A 15,849-nucleotide genomic window follows, 5' to 3' on the forward strand; every position below is an offset into this window, starting at 1 on the left:
CCTTATGGCACCGGCGGCTCCGGCCGGTGCTGTTCGCCCCAGTGGCACATCATGTCGATCACCGGGATCAGCGAACGCCCGCGCTCGGACAGGCTGTACTCCACCTTGGGCGGGATCTGCGGATACTCCTTTCTCACCACTAGCCGATCTTTTTCCAGCTCTTTCAGCGTCGAACTGAGCGTCTTGTACGAAATGGTGCCGATACAGCGCTGCAGTTCGTTGAACCGCAATACCGGCTTATACAACGCCAGCCAGTAGAGAATAATCATTTTGTATTTGCCGTTGATCACCGACAGGGTGTAGCCATAACCGGTGTCTTCAAGGCTGATGCCCGTTGGGCTGCAGTGGGATTCGGCGGTCATTTACACTTTCTCCAGGGTAAGTATGTGTCGTGACTGTGCGTATTTTACATTCTGTCAGCATACCCTAAGATGCGTCGAAACACCTGACTGGAGAACTCAGTATGAAAACCTTGGTGGTCGTGACCCATCCCGATATGGCGAACTCGGTGGTCAATAAACGTTGGCTGGAGGAACTGCGTCGCTATCCGGCGCTGTATACCGTGCACGAACTGCATCAGGCCTATCCGGACTGGCAGATCGACGTCGCCAAAGAACAGCAGTTGATTGAAGCCCATGACAACATCGTGCTGCAGTTCCCGATTTACTGGTTCAGCAGCCCGCCGCTGCTGAAAAAATGGCTGGACGACGTGCTCACCTACGGCTGGGCCTACGGTTCCCGCAGCGGCTATAAGATGCAGAACAAGAAACTGGCGCTGGCGGTCACGGCGGGCGTGCGCGCAGAAGATTACGCGCGTGAAGGGCGTTATCGCTACTCGCTGGAGGAAATCTTCCGGCCGTTTGAAGTCACCGCCGGTTACGTGCGGGCCGACTATGCTTCGTTCTTTGCCTTTTACGGCAAGGAAGCCGCTTCGGACGGGGCGGCAGAGCAGGTTCAGCAGCACGAGCTGGACAGCAGCGCGCAGGGCTATCGGGCATTTCTCGCTGCCCTGAATTAACGACACGCCCCTGATGCGCCTGATAGTGCTGTTGCGAATGTCCGGGGAGGAATATGATTACCGTCTCCTATGACTCGCCGGTGATAACCCCATGCCTTCGGCCGAAACGTTTATTGCTTTTCTTGTTGCACTCACTCTCCTGGGCCAGACATGATGCTCACGCTGGCCCGGGGTATCGGCCTAGGCCGCCGTATCGCGCTGCTCAATTCTCTTCGTTATCTCGGTACTGACGCAGTCCGATTTGGTGGCGATATTGCCGGAGCGGCTGGTGCGCAACCACCCTTTATTGCAGCAACTCAAGCCGCCGTTGGCGGTGCCGGGTTTTGAAATGACTATGCTGTGGCACGAACGATCGCATCGGGATCCCGCTCACCAGTGGCTGCGCGAACATATCGTGCGTTTAGTGTGAGCGGAAACAGCGCGGGAAATTACATGAACAGGAAGCGGTCGGCCAGCGGAACGCCACGCTCAAGGCGCGGTGGCAACGCGTCGTCACGATCGTCAGGCTGGGCAGCCTGTGGTGCGGTGTCTTCGGCTTTTTCGATCATCAGCTCGCCGAGCAGGGCCAGAAAACGAGTGATCTTTTGCATATTCCCTCCGGGCAATGATTAACCTGAGGATGATAGTAATCGCCGCCTAACCGAATGGGAAAAACTTAAAACTCATATCCTAAGAACCGGATCGCATATCGCCTGACCGGGCGACGGTTACCCATCGCCCGGTGAATAGCTTAGAAGGTGACGTTAACCTTGGCCCACAGGGTGCGGCCCGGTTCATTCACCGCGCTGTTGGCCGAATAGCCGAAGGCGCTGTTGCCTGCCAGGTTGAGGTGCTCGCTGTAGGTCTTGTTCAGGATGTTATCCAGACCGGCGCTCAGCTTGACGTTTTTATTCACCTTGTAGGCGGCGTTGGCGGAGAGCACGCCGAAGCCGGCGCTTTCGGCAAAGTCTTTGCCCACCACGTTGCCTTCGTTGATCGCCACGCGGTTTTGGCTGCTGACCAGACGCCACAGGCCGGTGCCGCTCCAGTCGCCGTACTCGTAGGTCAGCCCCAGGCGCGCTTCCAGCGGCGGGATCTGCGGCAGCGGGCGGCCGTCGCGGGTGTTTTTACCCCAGGAGTAGGCCAGGCTGGCGTCGGTTTTCCAGTGTTCGCTCAGCTGGTAGCCCATGCCCATTTCGCCGCCCATGATGTTGGCGTTGACGTTGTCGGCCTGGCTGAGGCGCGCGTTGTGCGGAGCGTATTTGAACAGGATGAAATCATCGACGCGGCCCAGGTAAGCGGAGACCCAACCGTTGAAGCGCTTGCCGTTGTACTGCGCGCCGATATCAAGCTGCGTGGTTTTCTCGCTCTTGACGCTGGAGAACGGATCCTTGCTGCCGTTCGGGCCGAGCTTCGGCGAGAACAGCTCCCAGTAATCCGGGAAACGCTCGGTATAACCGACGCCGGCGTACAGCATCAGCGGCAGCTCGGCCAGCGTGTGCTCAAGGCGCATAAAGCCGCTCGGCAGGGTGTCGGAACGCTCCGCATCGCCGCCGTTGCGGAAGTTTTCCACCAGGGTGCGATCGAGACGCGCGCCGCCGATCAGTTTATCCTGTTCGCTGGTGGACCAGGTCAGTTCGCTGAAGGCGCCGTAGCTGTTGAACTGGGCGTCTTTTTCCCAGCTGCCGCGGCTCATGCTGCGATGGGTGTTGGTTTGGGTGTCCAGGCCGCTTTCCAGCTTCACGTCCTGCCACTGCCAGGTGCCCATCACGCGGCCGCCAACGGTACGGCGATCGAGCTGCATCGTCATGCCGGAGGACATCATATGCCCGCCATGGCCGCCCATGCTCATGCCGCTATGGCCGCCGTGCCCACCCATGCCGCCGCTGCCCGGCGAGCGCAGGGTGACGTTGTCCATCACGTGGTTGGCGTAGTTGTAGTAGACCTGCGCTTCCAGCTTATCCAGCACCTCGCCGATGTTGGATTTTTCCACCCGCATGCCCAGGCTTTCGCGTTTGAACTGCGAACCGTCCATGCTGCGGCCGGCATAGCGCGCTTCGCCGTTGCCGCGCCCCATGGTCACTTCCAGCAGCGTGTCGGCATCCGGCGTCCAGCCGAGCGCCAGATCGCCGTTCCACTTGTCCCAGCGCGACGGCACGCGCGTATTGGTGCCGTCCTGATAATCGTTGGAACGAGATTTGTTGGCCATCACCCGCAAGTAACCTTGCTCGGCGCCGAGGCTGGCGTCGATATTCTCGTCCCAGCGGCCGTTGGAGCCGGTCAGCACGCTGGCGTTGCCTTTGACGCCCGGCTTGTCGAAGCGTGGGCGTTCACGCTCAAAACGCACGGTGCCCGCCGACGATCCCGGCCCCCACAGCACCGTCTGCGGCCCTTTGGTGATGGTCAGCAGATCGAAACTTTCCGGCGAGATGTAAGAGGTGGGCGCATCCATTCTCGATGGGCAGGCGCCCAGCATTTCCGAACCGTCGGTGAGGATCTTCAACCGCGAACCGAACATGCCGCGGAACACCGGATCGCCGTTGGTGCCGCCGTTGCGGATCTGAGAAAAACCGGGAATGGTTTTCAGGTAGTCCGAGCCATCGCTGGCCGGCACCGGCTGACGCGGAGTTTTCGGTGACGTCACGATGGTCAGCGGAGAGTAGAGTGGTGCGGTGACGGTGATCACGTCGCCATCATTAACCTGTGTGTCGGCAGGGTGCTGATGCGCCTGCGCCGCGTGGCCAGCCAGCAGGAACAGCGGCATGGCGGCGGTGATGGCGCGGGCGGCGGCGTTCTTTTTATAAACGGGTTTAAACATCATCTTTCCTTAAGCTAACTCTTTTCCGTTCTTGGCCGAGGGATTATTCAGGCGTGGGGAGGCCTGGCGAAAATCACCATCGGTAAATACGGGGGGGTAATTCCCTGAACGCGGAAATAACCGGGCTAATAATGTCGTCTCGATGATTAACCATTGGGCGAATTAATTCCGCCGGGTTGAAGCGATCAACGGCAATACAGAGAACGGCAATGGGCTTATTGTTAAATCAGAGGAAAGAGACGGGCGGCGCGCGCGGCTGTAATTCGGTGTGAACGACGTGGGCAAACAGGGGAACGAGATAGTGGATCGGCGGCGGGCGTGAAGCCAGCGGCAGGGACCAGAACAGCGGGGCGTGGCTCACGTCCAGCAGCGGCGCATGCAACAACAGCACGCAGTAGCCGCAGGCGCTGTCGTCCATCATCATCGCCATGTTGTGGTGGCCGCCGCCGTGCTGCATCAGCGGCTGCGCGGCTTTTTCAGGTTCAGGCGGCGGCGAGTGCATCTCGTGATGTATCGGCATATCCATGCCGCAATCCGCCATGACGGTCGTTCCAGCACTTCCGGCGCGCGCATGCTCCAGGGATCGCGAGATCACCGGCGCAATGAACAACATCAGAATGGCAAACATCCCTAACCAGGCGGCGGCCCGATTTCGCGATGCATGGGGCTGAATTAACGACACAATCAACCTAAAAAAAGGGTTAACACAGGGTAGGGAATTGTACTGGTTTATGTCGAAATGTTAAAACCTTTTATTTCTGGTCAACGGCCTGTTGATGAATATATTATCGGACAAGCGCGTTAATTTTGACCAAAGGCTATTTTTATTGCGCCAATAACATAACGGGGAAAATATTAATGACGGAAGAACTGGCGAGCACGATTATTCCGCTTTATGACGCACATGCCGCCGCCTGGGAACGCCTCAGACCCACCACGCTGTTTGAGCGGCCGTGGCTCGACCGCTTTTTACAGCTTACCCCGGCCAATGCGCGGCTGCTCGATCTCGGCTGCGGCAATGGCGCGCCGATCGCCGCCTATTTTATCGAACAAGGGTATCGAGTCACCGGCATCGACGGTGCGCAGGCGATGATCGCGCGCTGCCGGCAGCGTTTTCCACAGCAGGAGTGGCGGCAGATGGATATGCGCCAGCTGAATCTGGCGACAAGATTCGACGGCCTGCTGGCCTGGGACAGCTTCTTCCATTTGGCGCGCGACGATCAGCGCCGCATGTTTCTACTGTTCAGGCGGCACGCCAAGCCGAATGCCGCACTGATGTTCACCAGCGGCCCTGAAGACGGCGTGGCGATCGGCAATTTCGAAGGCCAGCCGCTGTTTCACGCCAGCCTGGCGCCTGAGGAGTATACGCGCTTGCTGCAGGAGAACGGCTTCCGCGTGGTTGATCATGTGGTGGAAGATCCCGCCTGCGGGGGAAGAACGGTCTGGTTGGCGCAAAGCATTGAGTGACAATGTCACGTGCAGGTTCTTCGGAACCTGCACGTTAACGTTATTTAGCGCTGACGCGCCAAACGGTATTGCCCACATCATCCGCAATCAGCAGGGCGCCAGCCCTATCGACCGCTAATCCAACCGGTGCGCCATAGAGTTCCTTCTCGTCGTCGGAGACAAAGCCAGTGACCACCGCTTTGAGTTTACCGACCGGCTTGCCTTGCTCAAACGCCACGTAGCTGACCCGATAGCCGTTCAGCGGCGAGCGATCCCAGCTGCCGTGCTCGCTGACAAAGGCGCCGCCGCGATAGTCGGCCGGCAGAGCGCTCGCGGTGTAGAACAGCAGCCCCAGCGGCGCGACGTGCGAGCTGAGGGCGTAGTCCGGCTTGATGGCTTTCGCCACCAGATCCGGCCGCGCCGGCTGTACCCGACGATCGACGTGCTGGCCGAAATAGCTGTAAGGCCAGCCGTAGAAGCCGCCGTCCTGCACCGAGGTCAGGTAGTCCGGCACCAGATCGGCGCCGATCTCGTCACGCTCGTTGACAATCGCCCACAGCTTGCCGCTGTGCGGTTCCCACTGCAGCCCGGTCGGATTGCGCAGGCCGCTGGCGAAGATGCGGCTGGCGCCGGAGGCGGTGTCCACTTCCAACACGGCGGCGCGCCGGTACTCTACGGCCAGGCCATTTTCGGTGATGTTGCTGTTGGAGCCGACGCCGACATACAGCTTTTTACCGTCCGGGCTGGCCAGCAGGGCCTTGGTCCAATGATGGTTGATGGTGTCCGGCAGATCGGCCAGCTCTTTACCCGGATCGCTGATGCGCGTTTCGCCCGGCTGATAGGCGTACTGCATGATATTGCCGGTGTTGGCCACATACAGGGTGTTGCCAATCAGCTGAACGCCGAACGGAGAATCGAGCCCCTCGAGGAAGACATGCTTTTCCCAACTGCCGTCGGCGGTTGGGCGCAGCAGGGTGATGCGGTTACCGCCTTTTCCCCCTTTACCTGACTTGCCCTTAACCAATCCGGCGATCAGCTGCTTGGGCGTGCTGACCGCTTCGGTGCCCGGCCCGTTGGCCTCCACCACCAAAACATCGCCGTTGGGCAGGGTAAGCAACTGACGCGGGTGCAGCAAACCGTCTGCCACCTTGTCAATTTTCAAGCCTTCGGCGACTTTTGGCATCTGGTTTTGCTGCCAGCCCACGCCCTTTGGCACCTGCATCGGCGGCATCAGGAAGTCTTGCGCCGCCGGCAACGCCGGATCCGGCCCCATTTGTTGTTCCGGCGAAATGACGGCGCTGTTATCGCAGCTGGCCAGCGCCAACACGGCCGAAAGCGCAATCGCAATGGATGATAGCTTCATGAAAACCTCCTTATTTTGCGCGGGCGCTCACGGCCAGCAGAATGTTGGCGAAGCTCAGCAGCGCGACCACGATCGCAGACAGCACCAGGCCTTGCGGCACCACGGCATACGCATCCCGGCTATGCACGAAAGCGTTGATAATGGCAAGAACGATGGCCAACAGATTCAGCCAGAAATGGAGCTTGACCGATGAGCCCTGTAGCCGGCCGCTGCCGAACCACACCTGCACCAGGTTAATCAGCCGGGGAATAATGGCAAAAATCAGGCCGATGGCGATCAGCCAACTGGCACCATTGACCCATTGAATATTCGCCGTGCAGGCATAGATGATGTCGAAAATGAGCGCCGCGGTAAAAAATCCGTAGGGTATCGGATTGAGCCATTCATAGACGGCCACCGCGGCCGCTGAAGGCCTTGCTGTCGTTTGCGTGGTCATACGGTTATCTCCATGAAAAATGATAGATAAAAAAGGCGTTGGCCCCTTAAAGCTTTGTTCAGATTCACCGATTTGAACAATTTTGATTCTCATTTTTAGCATGCGATGTTAAAACCGAAACCATCACTTCGGCATTATCAATGGCTTAGCAATATCAGGAGGCAGGGCATGAGCATAGAACGCGTTCAGCGTTTTCTGGCCGAGCACGCACCGGAAACGGCGGTGACGGTGCTGGCAAAGAACACCGCGACGGTAGCGCTGGCGGCGGAAGCCTTTGGCGTGGAGGGCGGGCAGATAGCCAAGACGCTTTCGTTTCGCGTGAACGACGGCGTGGTGTTGTTGGTGATGGCGGGAACCGCCAGAATTGATAACAAGAAGTACAAGCAATTTTTTGGCGTAAAGGCACGCATGCTGCCGGCGGAGGAGGTGGAGGCGCTGACCGGCTATCCGCCCGGCGGCGTTTGCCCCTTTGCCGCTCCGGCAACGGTGAGAGTTTACTGCGATCGCAGCCTGTGCAGCTACAGTGAAGTGCTTCCGGCAGGCGGCAGCGATAACTCAGGCGTGAGAATTGCGCCGCAGCGGCTGGCCGGCATCACGGGAGCGGAGTGGATTGACGTGACGGGGTAACTTTAAGTGACGATGTCACAATTGTGTTATGTTAAATCCAATGCGTTACCTCGTGATTAATATGCTGTTTTAACTGGAAAAATCACTAGTCCATCGGATTGTGGCAAACTGCCTCGATATTGTGGCCATCCGGGGCGATCACAAATGCCGCATAGTAGTGGGCATGGTAATTGGGCCGTAAACCGGGCGCGCCATTGTCTTTGCCGCCGGCTTTTAGCGCGGCGTGGTAGAACGCATCGACCTGCTCACGGCTGCTTGCGACAAATGCCAGGTGTAGGTGTGCCGGCTTTTCGTCGGTTTGAAACAGGCACAATGACACATTACCCCGATCGGGACAAAGTTCGACGCCATAGCCGGGCTCGCCTTCGGCAACGATCTTTACGCCCAGCGGCGCCAGCGCATTGAGGAAAAACGCTTTGCTGAGGGCAAAGTCGCTGACGCCAAATTTCACATGATCAAACATGGAGAGGCTCCTGGAGCATGGAGGAATATTCCCATTCAGTATAGCCAACGCCGTAGTGGGCGCCGAAAGTGATGAAACGCGCGCCAATGCGCATTTAGCGTGCAAATACTGCCCGCTTAAATGACGCGTTTGGGAGAAATCTGCAGTATCGTAGCCGCCACGTTTTATCAGATTTCACGTAGCGCGATCAAAAAAGCAGGGGATTTTTGGCCAATATCGGCAGGTATGCGCCATTGGAAACCATGCCCGGTCATCATTATTGGAGTGGAAAATGTCAGCGCGCATCATCACGATCCCAACGATTGATATATTGCTGGAGGTTGAAAGTCTGCCGGCGTTGGATAGCTTGAATGACAGGATGCGTGACATGGGATATACGCCGCGTGGCGAGAACGGCATTGCCGGCAGGCGTTACGACATCAAGGGAAACGGCAAACGCACGCATCACGTGCATGCATTTATTGCGGGAAGTGAACAGGCGATCGGGCATTTGGCGTTCAGAGATTATCTGCGCAAGCATCATGGTGTTGCTCAGCAATACGCGGCAATCAAATACCAGGCAGCAGAAGACTGCCGGCAAAACCCAGCGGCTTATGGCCGGTTGAAAAACTAATTTATTCAACGGCACGAGCAGTTGGCGCTGGCCTGGTTGGCCACAGAAGAAACCCCATGAATCAGGCCTGGACGCATAATCTACATACCCGCACTTAGGTGCGCATAATGTATATTATGTTAAATTTAATCACTGGAGACGTACCGGGTTTAGCCCTGCACATTATCTCCCGCCTCACCTTCAACGCTATCCATCCCTCTGACATCCCGTTTTACCGCCAGGCTTACTGCCACTAGGCCGCTTTTAAATGCAATCACTCATCAGTCGGCGTGCCTTGATGAAACCGCATTTGCCAACCTGCCTTGGCTGTCAGAAGCCAAATCGATGAACGTTCGGTGCAACGAACGGCGTGGCCCTGCGCATCACGCTGAAAACTTTTATACGTCAGCAACACGGCGCCTTTGCTGATTTGCGCCAGCTTAAAACCTTCGGCAAAAATCTGCGGATGTTCAGTTTCCATTTCCAGCGCCGCAACGGTTTGGCGTTTGTCATAACGCAGCCCTGAACGACCAATCTCTTCAAAGTCTTCATGCAGCAATGCCGCGACGCGCCGCGGATCGCGGCGCACCATTGGCCGATGCAGTTCAACTTCAAGCATCTGGATTAGATTCAGCAACTCTGCAAAACAGGTCAAAATGCCCTCTTTTTTGATCGCGCTACGTAAAATCTGGAGACAAGAAACTCACACAGGGTCAGATTTGAGTTGATGTGACTCCTGCCATAACGGTTGAAAATCAAACCTGACATTGCTTATTTTAAACCATTACTATAAATTAAACGTAATATCAATTTTTTGGCGAATGGAATCATGCCCGATCGGTCACTACTCTTTTTTTATGGTTTAGTCTTTGTTGCATTAATTTATTTTATTGTGAAATTCAAGAAGGAAATAAAAAGCAAAGATGGGTTGATAAATATAGCCTTCTCTCTAGTTATCGGCATTGTTATAATTTTCTTATTAAATTCAGACCTTTCTGGCACTAGCATTCTGATTGCCATATTTTCTTTTATTGCAGCAGGCTTTTTTTCTTTATGTGTTGCCATCTTAATCAAGGATGTATACTCAACGAAAAAGTATATATTAGCTGCCATAAAGCGAATAAAAACGGAAAACTCAATTGATTTCAAAGAAATGCCAGAATTCAAAAGCGACATTTTTTGCTATAAAAAATCTTGGTATGCCGTCTACTCACCCTCTCTAAATTCACTTGAGATAGGTGTTAATGCGTTTGATGACCTACCTGTCATTGGTAAAAAATTCACCGTGCGAACGTTGTCTAAACGCGCAGTTACATTCGTTCCGGAAGCAATCCCTAATGAAATCAATGATGATACTGAACTATTCGGCCAGCTGGTAATGTTCTGTGAAATATCTGCAAAAAATCAGATTTTGGCAGAAAATTATATTGAAGCCATAAAAAATGGCTCAGCTACACCCTGGCTTATCTCAGTGCCGGATGAAACGCCATAATTTTTGCATGGCGGAAATGTTATCCGCCATGAGCTCAATCAGCGATCTGAATTCTGTCTTGCTTCACATGCGACCGCCGAACCCGCAGCTCCCCATGCCGCCAGGCGCCGTCTGCCGTGGCGCGATTGTCGATCAGGCGATTCAAGGCTTCTTCAACCAGCCGGTCGATGCGTTGGCTATAGCTGGTCAACGCCCAATTGGCTGAGCCGGCCTCATCGATATCGTCGAAGCCCACCACGGCCATCGCGGACGACGGCGCCGTTTGCCTGAGCGCTTCGAGCGCCCCCAGCGCCAGCACGTCGTTCTCGCAGAACAGCGCCTCAATCCGCTCGCTTTCCGGCGTTGCCTGCAGGTATTCGCTCATCAGCTGGAAACCGCGTTGGCGATCGTAGTGGCCGGCGGTGAGCACCCGATCCAGCCGAAAGCCGGCGGCCATCAGCCTGTCGCGGTAGCCTTCCATGCGCAGCAAATGGCTGCTTTGCGTGTCCGGCCCCTTCATGTAACCAAAGCGCCGATGCCCTTGTTCTATCAGCAGCGCAGCGATCTCTTCGCCGGCGCGGTAGCCGTCGATATTGACCACATCAATGTGTTCGCTTTCCGTATTGCGACATACCTGCACCAGCGGGATCTGATGCAGATCTTGCGCGATCGCCGCCCACTCTTTGGTTAACACCGTCGCCAGGAACAAAATGCCATCGACCTGCAGCTGATCGGCCATCGCCATCACCGCCCGGTAGTTTTCCCCCGCAGTGATGTTCAGAAGCAGCGCCATATAACCGCGAGTTTGCAGCTGTTTGGTGACCATATCGAGCATCATCATCGAATGCGGGTTCTTCATCTCGTCGATGGCCACGCCAATGATGTGCGTGCGTTTTTGCGACAGGCTGCGCGCCAGTAGGTTTGGCCGATAGCCCAGCTCGGCCGCCGCCGCCAACACGCTATCACGCGCGCTGTCCGAGATCGACGCACCGGGCGTAAAGGCTCGCGATACCGTCCATTTAGAGACGCCTGCCTTTTCGGCGACGTCGCTGGCGGTGGCTTTGTGGTGTTTTTTCATGGTTGCGTCGATCCCTGCTTCGGTGAAGTTAAACTATACCCTGCTCGCTCAGATCCCCTAAGCGCCTGCCGGCATATCAGCTGCAATTATGTATCGCTTTTGCACCCGATTGCAATTTGCTGTGCAACCGGGTGCAAAAAGTAAAGAGTTTGTGATCGTCCGCGCTATTTTCACCTTTCCCCTGTTGACCAAATTTTATCCATGGCCGACATTCACGGTGGCATTCAGAGACTCATCGCCGTTTTTTCTTCTGATTTGCACCCGGTTGCAGAAACGCTGTTTTTACATAACACCTCTCTTCTCAACAGGATACCGTAATGAAAAAAACCAGACTGCTGTTGATGTTAGCCTGCTCGCTGTTTGTCGTGACCGCTCAGGCCAAGAGCTATCAGGTCGGCGTGGCGCTGGCCAATTTCGATCTCAACTTTGTCTCCATCCTGCGCAGCCAAATGGCGCGAGAACTGGCTGCGCAACAGCTGCAAGGCCAGTTCGTCGATGCCAAAGGCGATGTCGCCCTGCAGGTGCAGCAGGTAGACGATCTGATTAATCAGGGCGTGGACGCCATTATCCTCAACCCGGTTGATACGCAAGGCGTCCAGCCGATGATAGCGGCCGCCAAACGCGCCGCTATCCCCCTTATCTTCGTCAACCGCAAACCCGAAGTGCCGCTGAGCGGCGCGACGGCCTACGTCGGCTCCGATTCGGCGCTCAGCGGCCGCCTGCAGATGGAGGCCCTGGCGAAAAAAATGAATTACCGCGGCAACGTGGCGATCCTGATGGGCGCCCTCTCCAACGAAGAAACCCGCGAACGCACCCGCGCGGTGGAGGCGGTGATCGCCAAACACAAAGACCTGAACGTGGTAGAGAAACAGACCGCCAAATGGCAGCGCAATGAAGCGGTCGACGTGGTCTCCGGCTGGTTGCTGAACGGCGTACCGATCGATGCGATCGCCGCCAACAACGATGAGATGGCCATCGGCGCGATCATGGCGCTGAAGCAGGCCAAAAAGAACGGCGTACTGGTTGCCGGTATCGACGGCACGCCCGACGGCCTGCAATTTATCAAAAATGGCGACCTGGCGGTGACCATTTTCCAGGATGCCAAAGCCCAGGCGATCGGCGCGGTGCAAGTGACCCGAGCGATGTTGGATCGCGCCAAAACCGAGTCTTACAACTGGGTGCCTTATGCCACCGTGACGCGAGAAAACTACCCGCAATTTGCACAGATGAACCAGAAATAAACCGTTGCCACTCTCTTTTCAACCCATTTTGCACCCGAGTGCAATACCACAATATCAGGAGTCAGCATGTTAAATGGTGAAAGAAGCATCCCTCGCCCGCTGCGTTGGGCGATGATCGGCGGCGGCCGCCTCAGCCAGGTGGGCTACAAGCATCGTTCCGGCGCACTGCGCGACAATACCGCCTATCGGCTGGTTGCCGGCGCTTTTGATATCGACGCGGCGCGCGGACGTGAGTTTGGCGTCAATCTCGGTGTGCCCGCCGAACGCTGCTATGACGACTATCAACAGCTGCTGAAACAAGAGGCCAACCGCGAAGATGGCGTTGAGGTGGTGACCATCGCCACCCCTAACGGCACCCACTATGAAATTACGCGCGCCGCGCTGAATGCCGGCCTGCATGTCATCTGCGAAAAGCCGCTGTTCTTTACCACGGCGGAGGCAAGAGAAATCAAGGCGCTGGCGGCGGAGAAAGGCCTGATCGTCGGGGTGACCTACGGCTTCTCCGGGCATCCGCTGCTGATGCAGATGCGCGCCATGATCGCGAACGGCGACATCGGCGAAATACGCATGGTCGAATTGCAGTACACCCATGGCTTCAACGCCAATGAAAGCGCGGACACGTTCGAGGCGCAAAAGTGGCGCGTCGATCCGAAAATCGCCGGCCCCTCCTTTGTGCTGGGCGACATCTCCACCCACACCTTCTACATCTCACAGCTGGTCATGCCCGACATGAAAATTGCCTCCCTGCTGTGCGATCGCCAGAGCTTTATCCCTTCCCGCGCCCCGCTGGAAGACAATGCCATGGTGCTGATGCACTACGAAAACGGCGCCGTCGGGCGCATGTGGGCCTCCGCCATCAACGCGGGCGCGATGGACAGCCAAAGCATCCGCGTGGTGGGCTCACGCGCCAGCCTGCAATGGAGTGATTCCACACCCGGCGAATTACGCTATGAGATCCAGGGGCGGCCCAGCCAGACGCTGCACCACGGCATGCCCTATCTGGACGACAGCGCGCTGGCCGAGGAACGGCTCGGCGCATTGCATACCGAAGGGCTGGCCGAATCCTGGGCCAATATTTACCTCAAGTTCGCCATCGCCATCAGCGCCAGTCAGCGCGGCGATCGGCAGACGCTGGCCGCGCTGATCTATCCGGATATCGATGCCGGATTGGAAGGCGTGCGCTGGATTGAGAACTGTGTTCGTTCCGCCGACAACGGCGCCACCTGGGTTAATTACCAATAAGGAAAGCACCATGAAACTTTCGTTCTGTACCGACAGCCTGAGCCATTTACCCTTCGAACCGATGCTGGATCGGCTGCTGGAGCTGGGGGTGCGCGGTGTGGAGATGACCACCGGCGGTTGGTCCCCGGCGCCCCATCTGGATACCGAGGAACTGCTGGTCAACCCCGACAAACGCCGGCGGCTGCAGCAAGCGCTGGCCAGCCGCGGCATGGAGATCGCCGCGCTCAATGTCTCCGGCAATCCGCTCGATCCGGGCGAGCTGGGGCAGCGTCATCTGCGCCAAACCGACAATACGCTGGAGCTGGCCGGCCTGCTGGGAGTGAAGAAGATCGTGATGATGAGCGGCCTGCCGCCGGCCAGCCCGCATGACACCATCCCCAACTGGATCACCTATACCGTCAGTTGGCCGCCTACGGTGAAAAACTGTCTGGACTATCAATGGAATGAGGTGGCGATCCCCTATTGGCAGGCGCTGGTCGCCCGAGCCAAAGCGTGCGGCGTCGAGCGCTTTGCGCTGGAAAACTTCAGCGCCATGCTGGTGTGGAACCCGGAAACGCTGTTCCGGCTGCGCGAGGCCGTTGGCCCAATGGTGGGCCTGAACCTCGATCCCAGCCACTTGATCTGGATGGGGGCGGATCCCATCGCGGTGGCTCGCGCCCTCGGCCCCGCCATTCACCATGTACACGGCAAGGACGTGCGCCTGGAGCGCGGCGTCGTCGAGATCAACGGGCTGCTGGAGACCAAACCGATAGACGAGGTAGCTGACCGAGCCTGGAATTATGTCGCCGTCGGCTGCGGCCGGGATCTGCAGTGGTGGAAGGAATTCTTCTCGGTGGTGCGCATGATGGGTTACAACGACTGGGTGTCGCTGGAGATGGAAGACTTGACCATGTCGGTCGATGCCGGCATCGCCTCTTCCGTTCAAGCGCTGCAGCAGACGATCAGCAGGTAACACCGGGCGCAGCGGTTGCGGTCGCTGCGCCTTTTCTGGATGAGGCCAGCTCAAAGCTGGCCTCGGGAACTGATATGAAAACTATTATTTTACAGAGCAGGTCAAATCTTCATTGAGTGTGAAGACTCTATCCTTATCAATCTCTTCAGTTTTATCACTGCACGGAATGTATTTTGTTGTGAAAGGATTATAAAAGCCAACTTGAATCATTGAGTGTTCTTTAATCGATGTTGCCTTCCAGTAATCGGTACTTACTGAGAACAATCGTTTTTCATGGGGGTTTAGATATCCTAAGACAGAATCTGAAGAAAAGTTATTGGTCTTATCCACTGAAAAAGCCGGATAAACTTTTTTCTTTGAATTATTTTCTACCGTATAGATATGTGGTGCATCAGGTTTGTAGTTGCCTTCTGTTTTAATGCAATTCCCAGTGATTCTCCAGCCATGATGTGATGTAACAATCATTGAATAGTTACACCCTTGACTATTTCCATGGAGGGATGATGGCACTGACTTTTCAGCAATGCGAGTACCATTTTCATCTTCGACGGAGATTAAAATACTTTCCTGTGGAGAGACAGGATTTCGTGCATCATAGAATCTTGTGTCTTTGCCCTCTTTGACAACCGTCTGTCCATACTTTAGCTGATAGTGCAAACCATCTGGGTTTTCCAGGTTAAAACTGTCAGCGATAGCTACACTTGAAAAAGAGCCAAAAATAGCGATTGGCAGAAAAATATTTAATTTCATTTAAGCCCCACTCTAAATTAAATTTAACCCACACAGTTAATTTCGGACTTAACTAGCCCATTGAGAATGATCTCAACGAAAATCTCATTTAAACATTAGCTGCCATTATTGATGCCTACAACTTTACTTAAAATAAAAACGATTTTAATCGAAATAAAAAACAAACAAATTTATAAAAATTAGTTAATTTCACCGCGTAGCGGCCAGCAACATTCCGAGGTACGACGAGGTTTTCGATAATTTCCCGCAGATTGCGGAGAGGGAGCCGATGCGGCTAAGGGCGTTTATCCGCAAGCACCGCGACAGGCTTGCCTACTGAACCTCGCAAGGCTCGCCGGCCAAAACCGGCGTACCCTCCTTTTCCCTACCCCCA

18 protein-coding genes and 2 pseudogenes are annotated in these 15,849 nt (G+C 55.9%); 10 read left to right on the forward strand and 10 right to left on the reverse strand.

The annotated features are described in order from the left end of the window. Positions 1 to 2: 2 nt before the first annotated feature. A complete protein-coding gene (locus tag JL05_RS16395; RefSeq protein ID WP_033633025.1) occupies positions 3 to 362 on the reverse strand; it encodes a winged helix-turn-helix transcriptional regulator in 360 nt (119 codons plus the stop codon). 101 nt (positions 363 to 463) lie between these two features. Between JL05_RS16395 and JL05_RS16400 the strand changes: the two genes are divergently transcribed. The 3 genes and pseudogenes from JL05_RS16400 to JL05_RS24925 all read left to right on the forward strand — a co-directional run. After that, complete coding sequence (locus JL05_RS16400; RefSeq protein ID WP_033633026.1) at positions 464 to 1,018, forward strand: NAD(P)H-dependent oxidoreductase; 555 nt, start codon at positions 464 to 466, stop codon at positions 1,016 to 1,018. Between the two features lie 91 nt (positions 1,019 to 1,109). Further along, positions 1,110 to 1,231: pseudogene (locus JL05_RS25770) on the forward strand (LysE family translocator); the annotation flags it as partial. Then, positions 1,227 to 1,427, forward strand: a pseudogene (locus tag JL05_RS24925) (LysR substrate-binding domain-containing protein); the annotation flags it as partial. The pseudogenes JL05_RS25770 and JL05_RS24925, both read left to right, overlap by 5 nt. Positions 1,428 to 1,446: 19 nt before the next feature. Here the strand turns inward: JL05_RS24925 and JL05_RS25600 are convergent. From JL05_RS25600 to JL05_RS16410, 3 genes are all read right to left on the reverse strand, one after another. After that, complete coding sequence (locus JL05_RS25600) at positions 1,447 to 1,608, reverse strand: hypothetical protein (protein WP_015377897.1); 162 nt, start codon at positions 1,606 to 1,608, stop codon at positions 1,447 to 1,449. Positions 1,609 to 1,748: 140 nt separating this feature from the next. Continuing rightward, positions 1,749 to 3,815, reverse strand: coding sequence for a TonB-dependent copper receptor (locus tag JL05_RS16405; protein WP_033633027.1), 2,067 nt, complete (start codon positions 3,813 to 3,815; stop codon positions 1,749 to 1,751). A 226-nt stretch (positions 3,816 to 4,041) separates the two neighbouring features. Continuing rightward, a complete protein-coding gene (locus tag JL05_RS16410) occupies positions 4,042 to 4,443 on the reverse strand; it encodes a DUF2946 domain-containing protein (RefSeq protein ID WP_072010104.1) in 402 nt (133 codons plus the stop codon). Between the two features lie 230 nt (positions 4,444 to 4,673). Here JL05_RS16410 and JL05_RS16415 point away from each other — a divergent pair, with 230 nt between their 5' ends. Further along, positions 4,674 to 5,282, forward strand: a complete 609-nt coding sequence (locus JL05_RS16415) for a class I SAM-dependent DNA methyltransferase (RefSeq protein ID WP_033633028.1) — start codon at positions 4,674 to 4,676, stop codon at positions 5,280 to 5,282. A 40-nt stretch (positions 5,283 to 5,322) separates the two neighbouring features. On the opposite strand, the gene JL05_RS16420 is transcribed toward JL05_RS16415, so the two are convergent. Beyond that, entirely contained in the window at positions 5,323 to 6,624 is a 1,302-nt protein-coding gene (locus tag JL05_RS16420; RefSeq protein ID WP_033633029.1) for a PQQ-dependent sugar dehydrogenase, read from the reverse strand. A gap of 10 nt (positions 6,625 to 6,634) precedes the next feature. Beyond that, positions 6,635 to 7,060 carry a DUF2231 domain-containing protein gene (locus tag JL05_RS16425; RefSeq protein ID WP_021503704.1) on the reverse strand — a complete coding sequence of 142 codons (426 nt, stop codon included), beginning with the start codon at positions 7,058 to 7,060 and terminating at the stop codon, positions 6,635 to 6,637. 168 nt (positions 7,061 to 7,228) lie between these two features. Between JL05_RS16425 and JL05_RS16430 the strand changes: the two genes are divergently transcribed. Next, positions 7,229 to 7,687 (forward strand): YbaK/EbsC family protein, encoded by a 459-nt coding sequence (locus JL05_RS16430; RefSeq protein WP_033633030.1) that lies wholly within the window; start codon positions 7,229 to 7,231, stop codon positions 7,685 to 7,687. Positions 7,688 to 7,772: 85 nt separating this feature from the next. Here JL05_RS16430 and JL05_RS16435 read toward each other — a convergent pair whose 3' ends face one another. Next, entirely contained in the window at positions 7,773 to 8,150 is a 378-nt protein-coding gene (locus tag JL05_RS16435) for a VOC family protein (RefSeq protein WP_033633031.1), read from the reverse strand. Positions 8,151 to 8,421: 271 nt separating this feature from the next. Here JL05_RS16435 and JL05_RS16440 point away from each other — a divergent pair, with 271 nt between their 5' ends. Continuing rightward, positions 8,422 to 8,763, forward strand: coding sequence for a GrpB family protein (locus JL05_RS16440; RefSeq protein ID WP_050501253.1), 342 nt, complete (start codon positions 8,422 to 8,424; stop codon positions 8,761 to 8,763). Positions 8,764 to 9,016: 253 nt separating this feature from the next. On the opposite strand, the gene JL05_RS16445 is transcribed toward JL05_RS16440, so the two are convergent. Beyond that, positions 9,017 to 9,397, reverse strand: coding sequence for a nuclear transport factor 2 family protein (locus tag JL05_RS16445; protein WP_033633032.1), 381 nt, complete (start codon positions 9,395 to 9,397; stop codon positions 9,017 to 9,019). A gap of 174 nt (positions 9,398 to 9,571) precedes the next feature. Here JL05_RS16445 and JL05_RS16450 point away from each other — a divergent pair, with 174 nt between their 5' ends. Further along, positions 9,572 to 10,234 carry a hypothetical protein gene (locus tag JL05_RS16450; RefSeq protein ID WP_033633033.1) on the forward strand — a complete coding sequence of 221 codons (663 nt, stop codon included), beginning with the start codon at positions 9,572 to 9,574 and terminating at the stop codon, positions 10,232 to 10,234. Positions 10,235 to 10,268: 34 nt separating this feature from the next. Here the strand turns inward: JL05_RS16450 and JL05_RS16455 are convergent, their stop codons facing one another. Next, entirely contained in the window at positions 10,269 to 11,291 is a 1,023-nt protein-coding gene (locus tag JL05_RS16455) for a LacI family DNA-binding transcriptional regulator (RefSeq protein ID WP_033633034.1), read from the reverse strand. 317 nt (positions 11,292 to 11,608) lie between these two features. Between JL05_RS16455 and JL05_RS16460 the strand changes: the two genes are divergently transcribed. The 3 genes from JL05_RS16460 (at position 11,609) to JL05_RS16470 (ending at position 14,726) form a co-directional block, all read left to right on the forward strand. Beyond that, positions 11,609 to 12,532: a substrate-binding domain-containing protein gene (locus tag JL05_RS16460; RefSeq protein ID WP_021503698.1), complete on the forward strand. Its 924-nt coding sequence runs from the start codon at positions 11,609 to 11,611 to the stop codon at positions 12,530 to 12,532. Between the two features lie 66 nt (positions 12,533 to 12,598). After that, complete coding sequence (locus JL05_RS16465; protein ID WP_033633035.1) at positions 12,599 to 13,774, forward strand: Gfo/Idh/MocA family protein; 1,176 nt, start codon at positions 12,599 to 12,601, stop codon at positions 13,772 to 13,774. Positions 13,775 to 13,784: 10 nt separating this feature from the next. Continuing rightward, positions 13,785 to 14,726 carry a sugar phosphate isomerase/epimerase family protein gene (locus JL05_RS16470; protein WP_033633036.1) on the forward strand — a complete coding sequence of 314 codons (942 nt, stop codon included), beginning with the start codon at positions 13,785 to 13,787 and terminating at the stop codon, positions 14,724 to 14,726. An 84-nt stretch (positions 14,727 to 14,810) separates the two neighbouring features. On the opposite strand, the gene JL05_RS25415 is transcribed toward JL05_RS16470, so the two are convergent. Further along, on the reverse strand, positions 14,811 to 15,476 hold the full coding sequence (locus JL05_RS25415; protein ID WP_134942534.1) for a hypothetical protein: 666 nt from the start codon (positions 15,474 to 15,476) through the stop codon (positions 14,811 to 14,813). Positions 15,477 to 15,849 lie beyond the last annotated feature (373 nt).

The organism is Serratia nematodiphila DZ0503SBS1 (assembly GCF_000738675.1).
Classification (GTDB): Bacteria; Pseudomonadota; Gammaproteobacteria; order Enterobacterales; family Enterobacteriaceae; genus Serratia; species Serratia nematodiphila.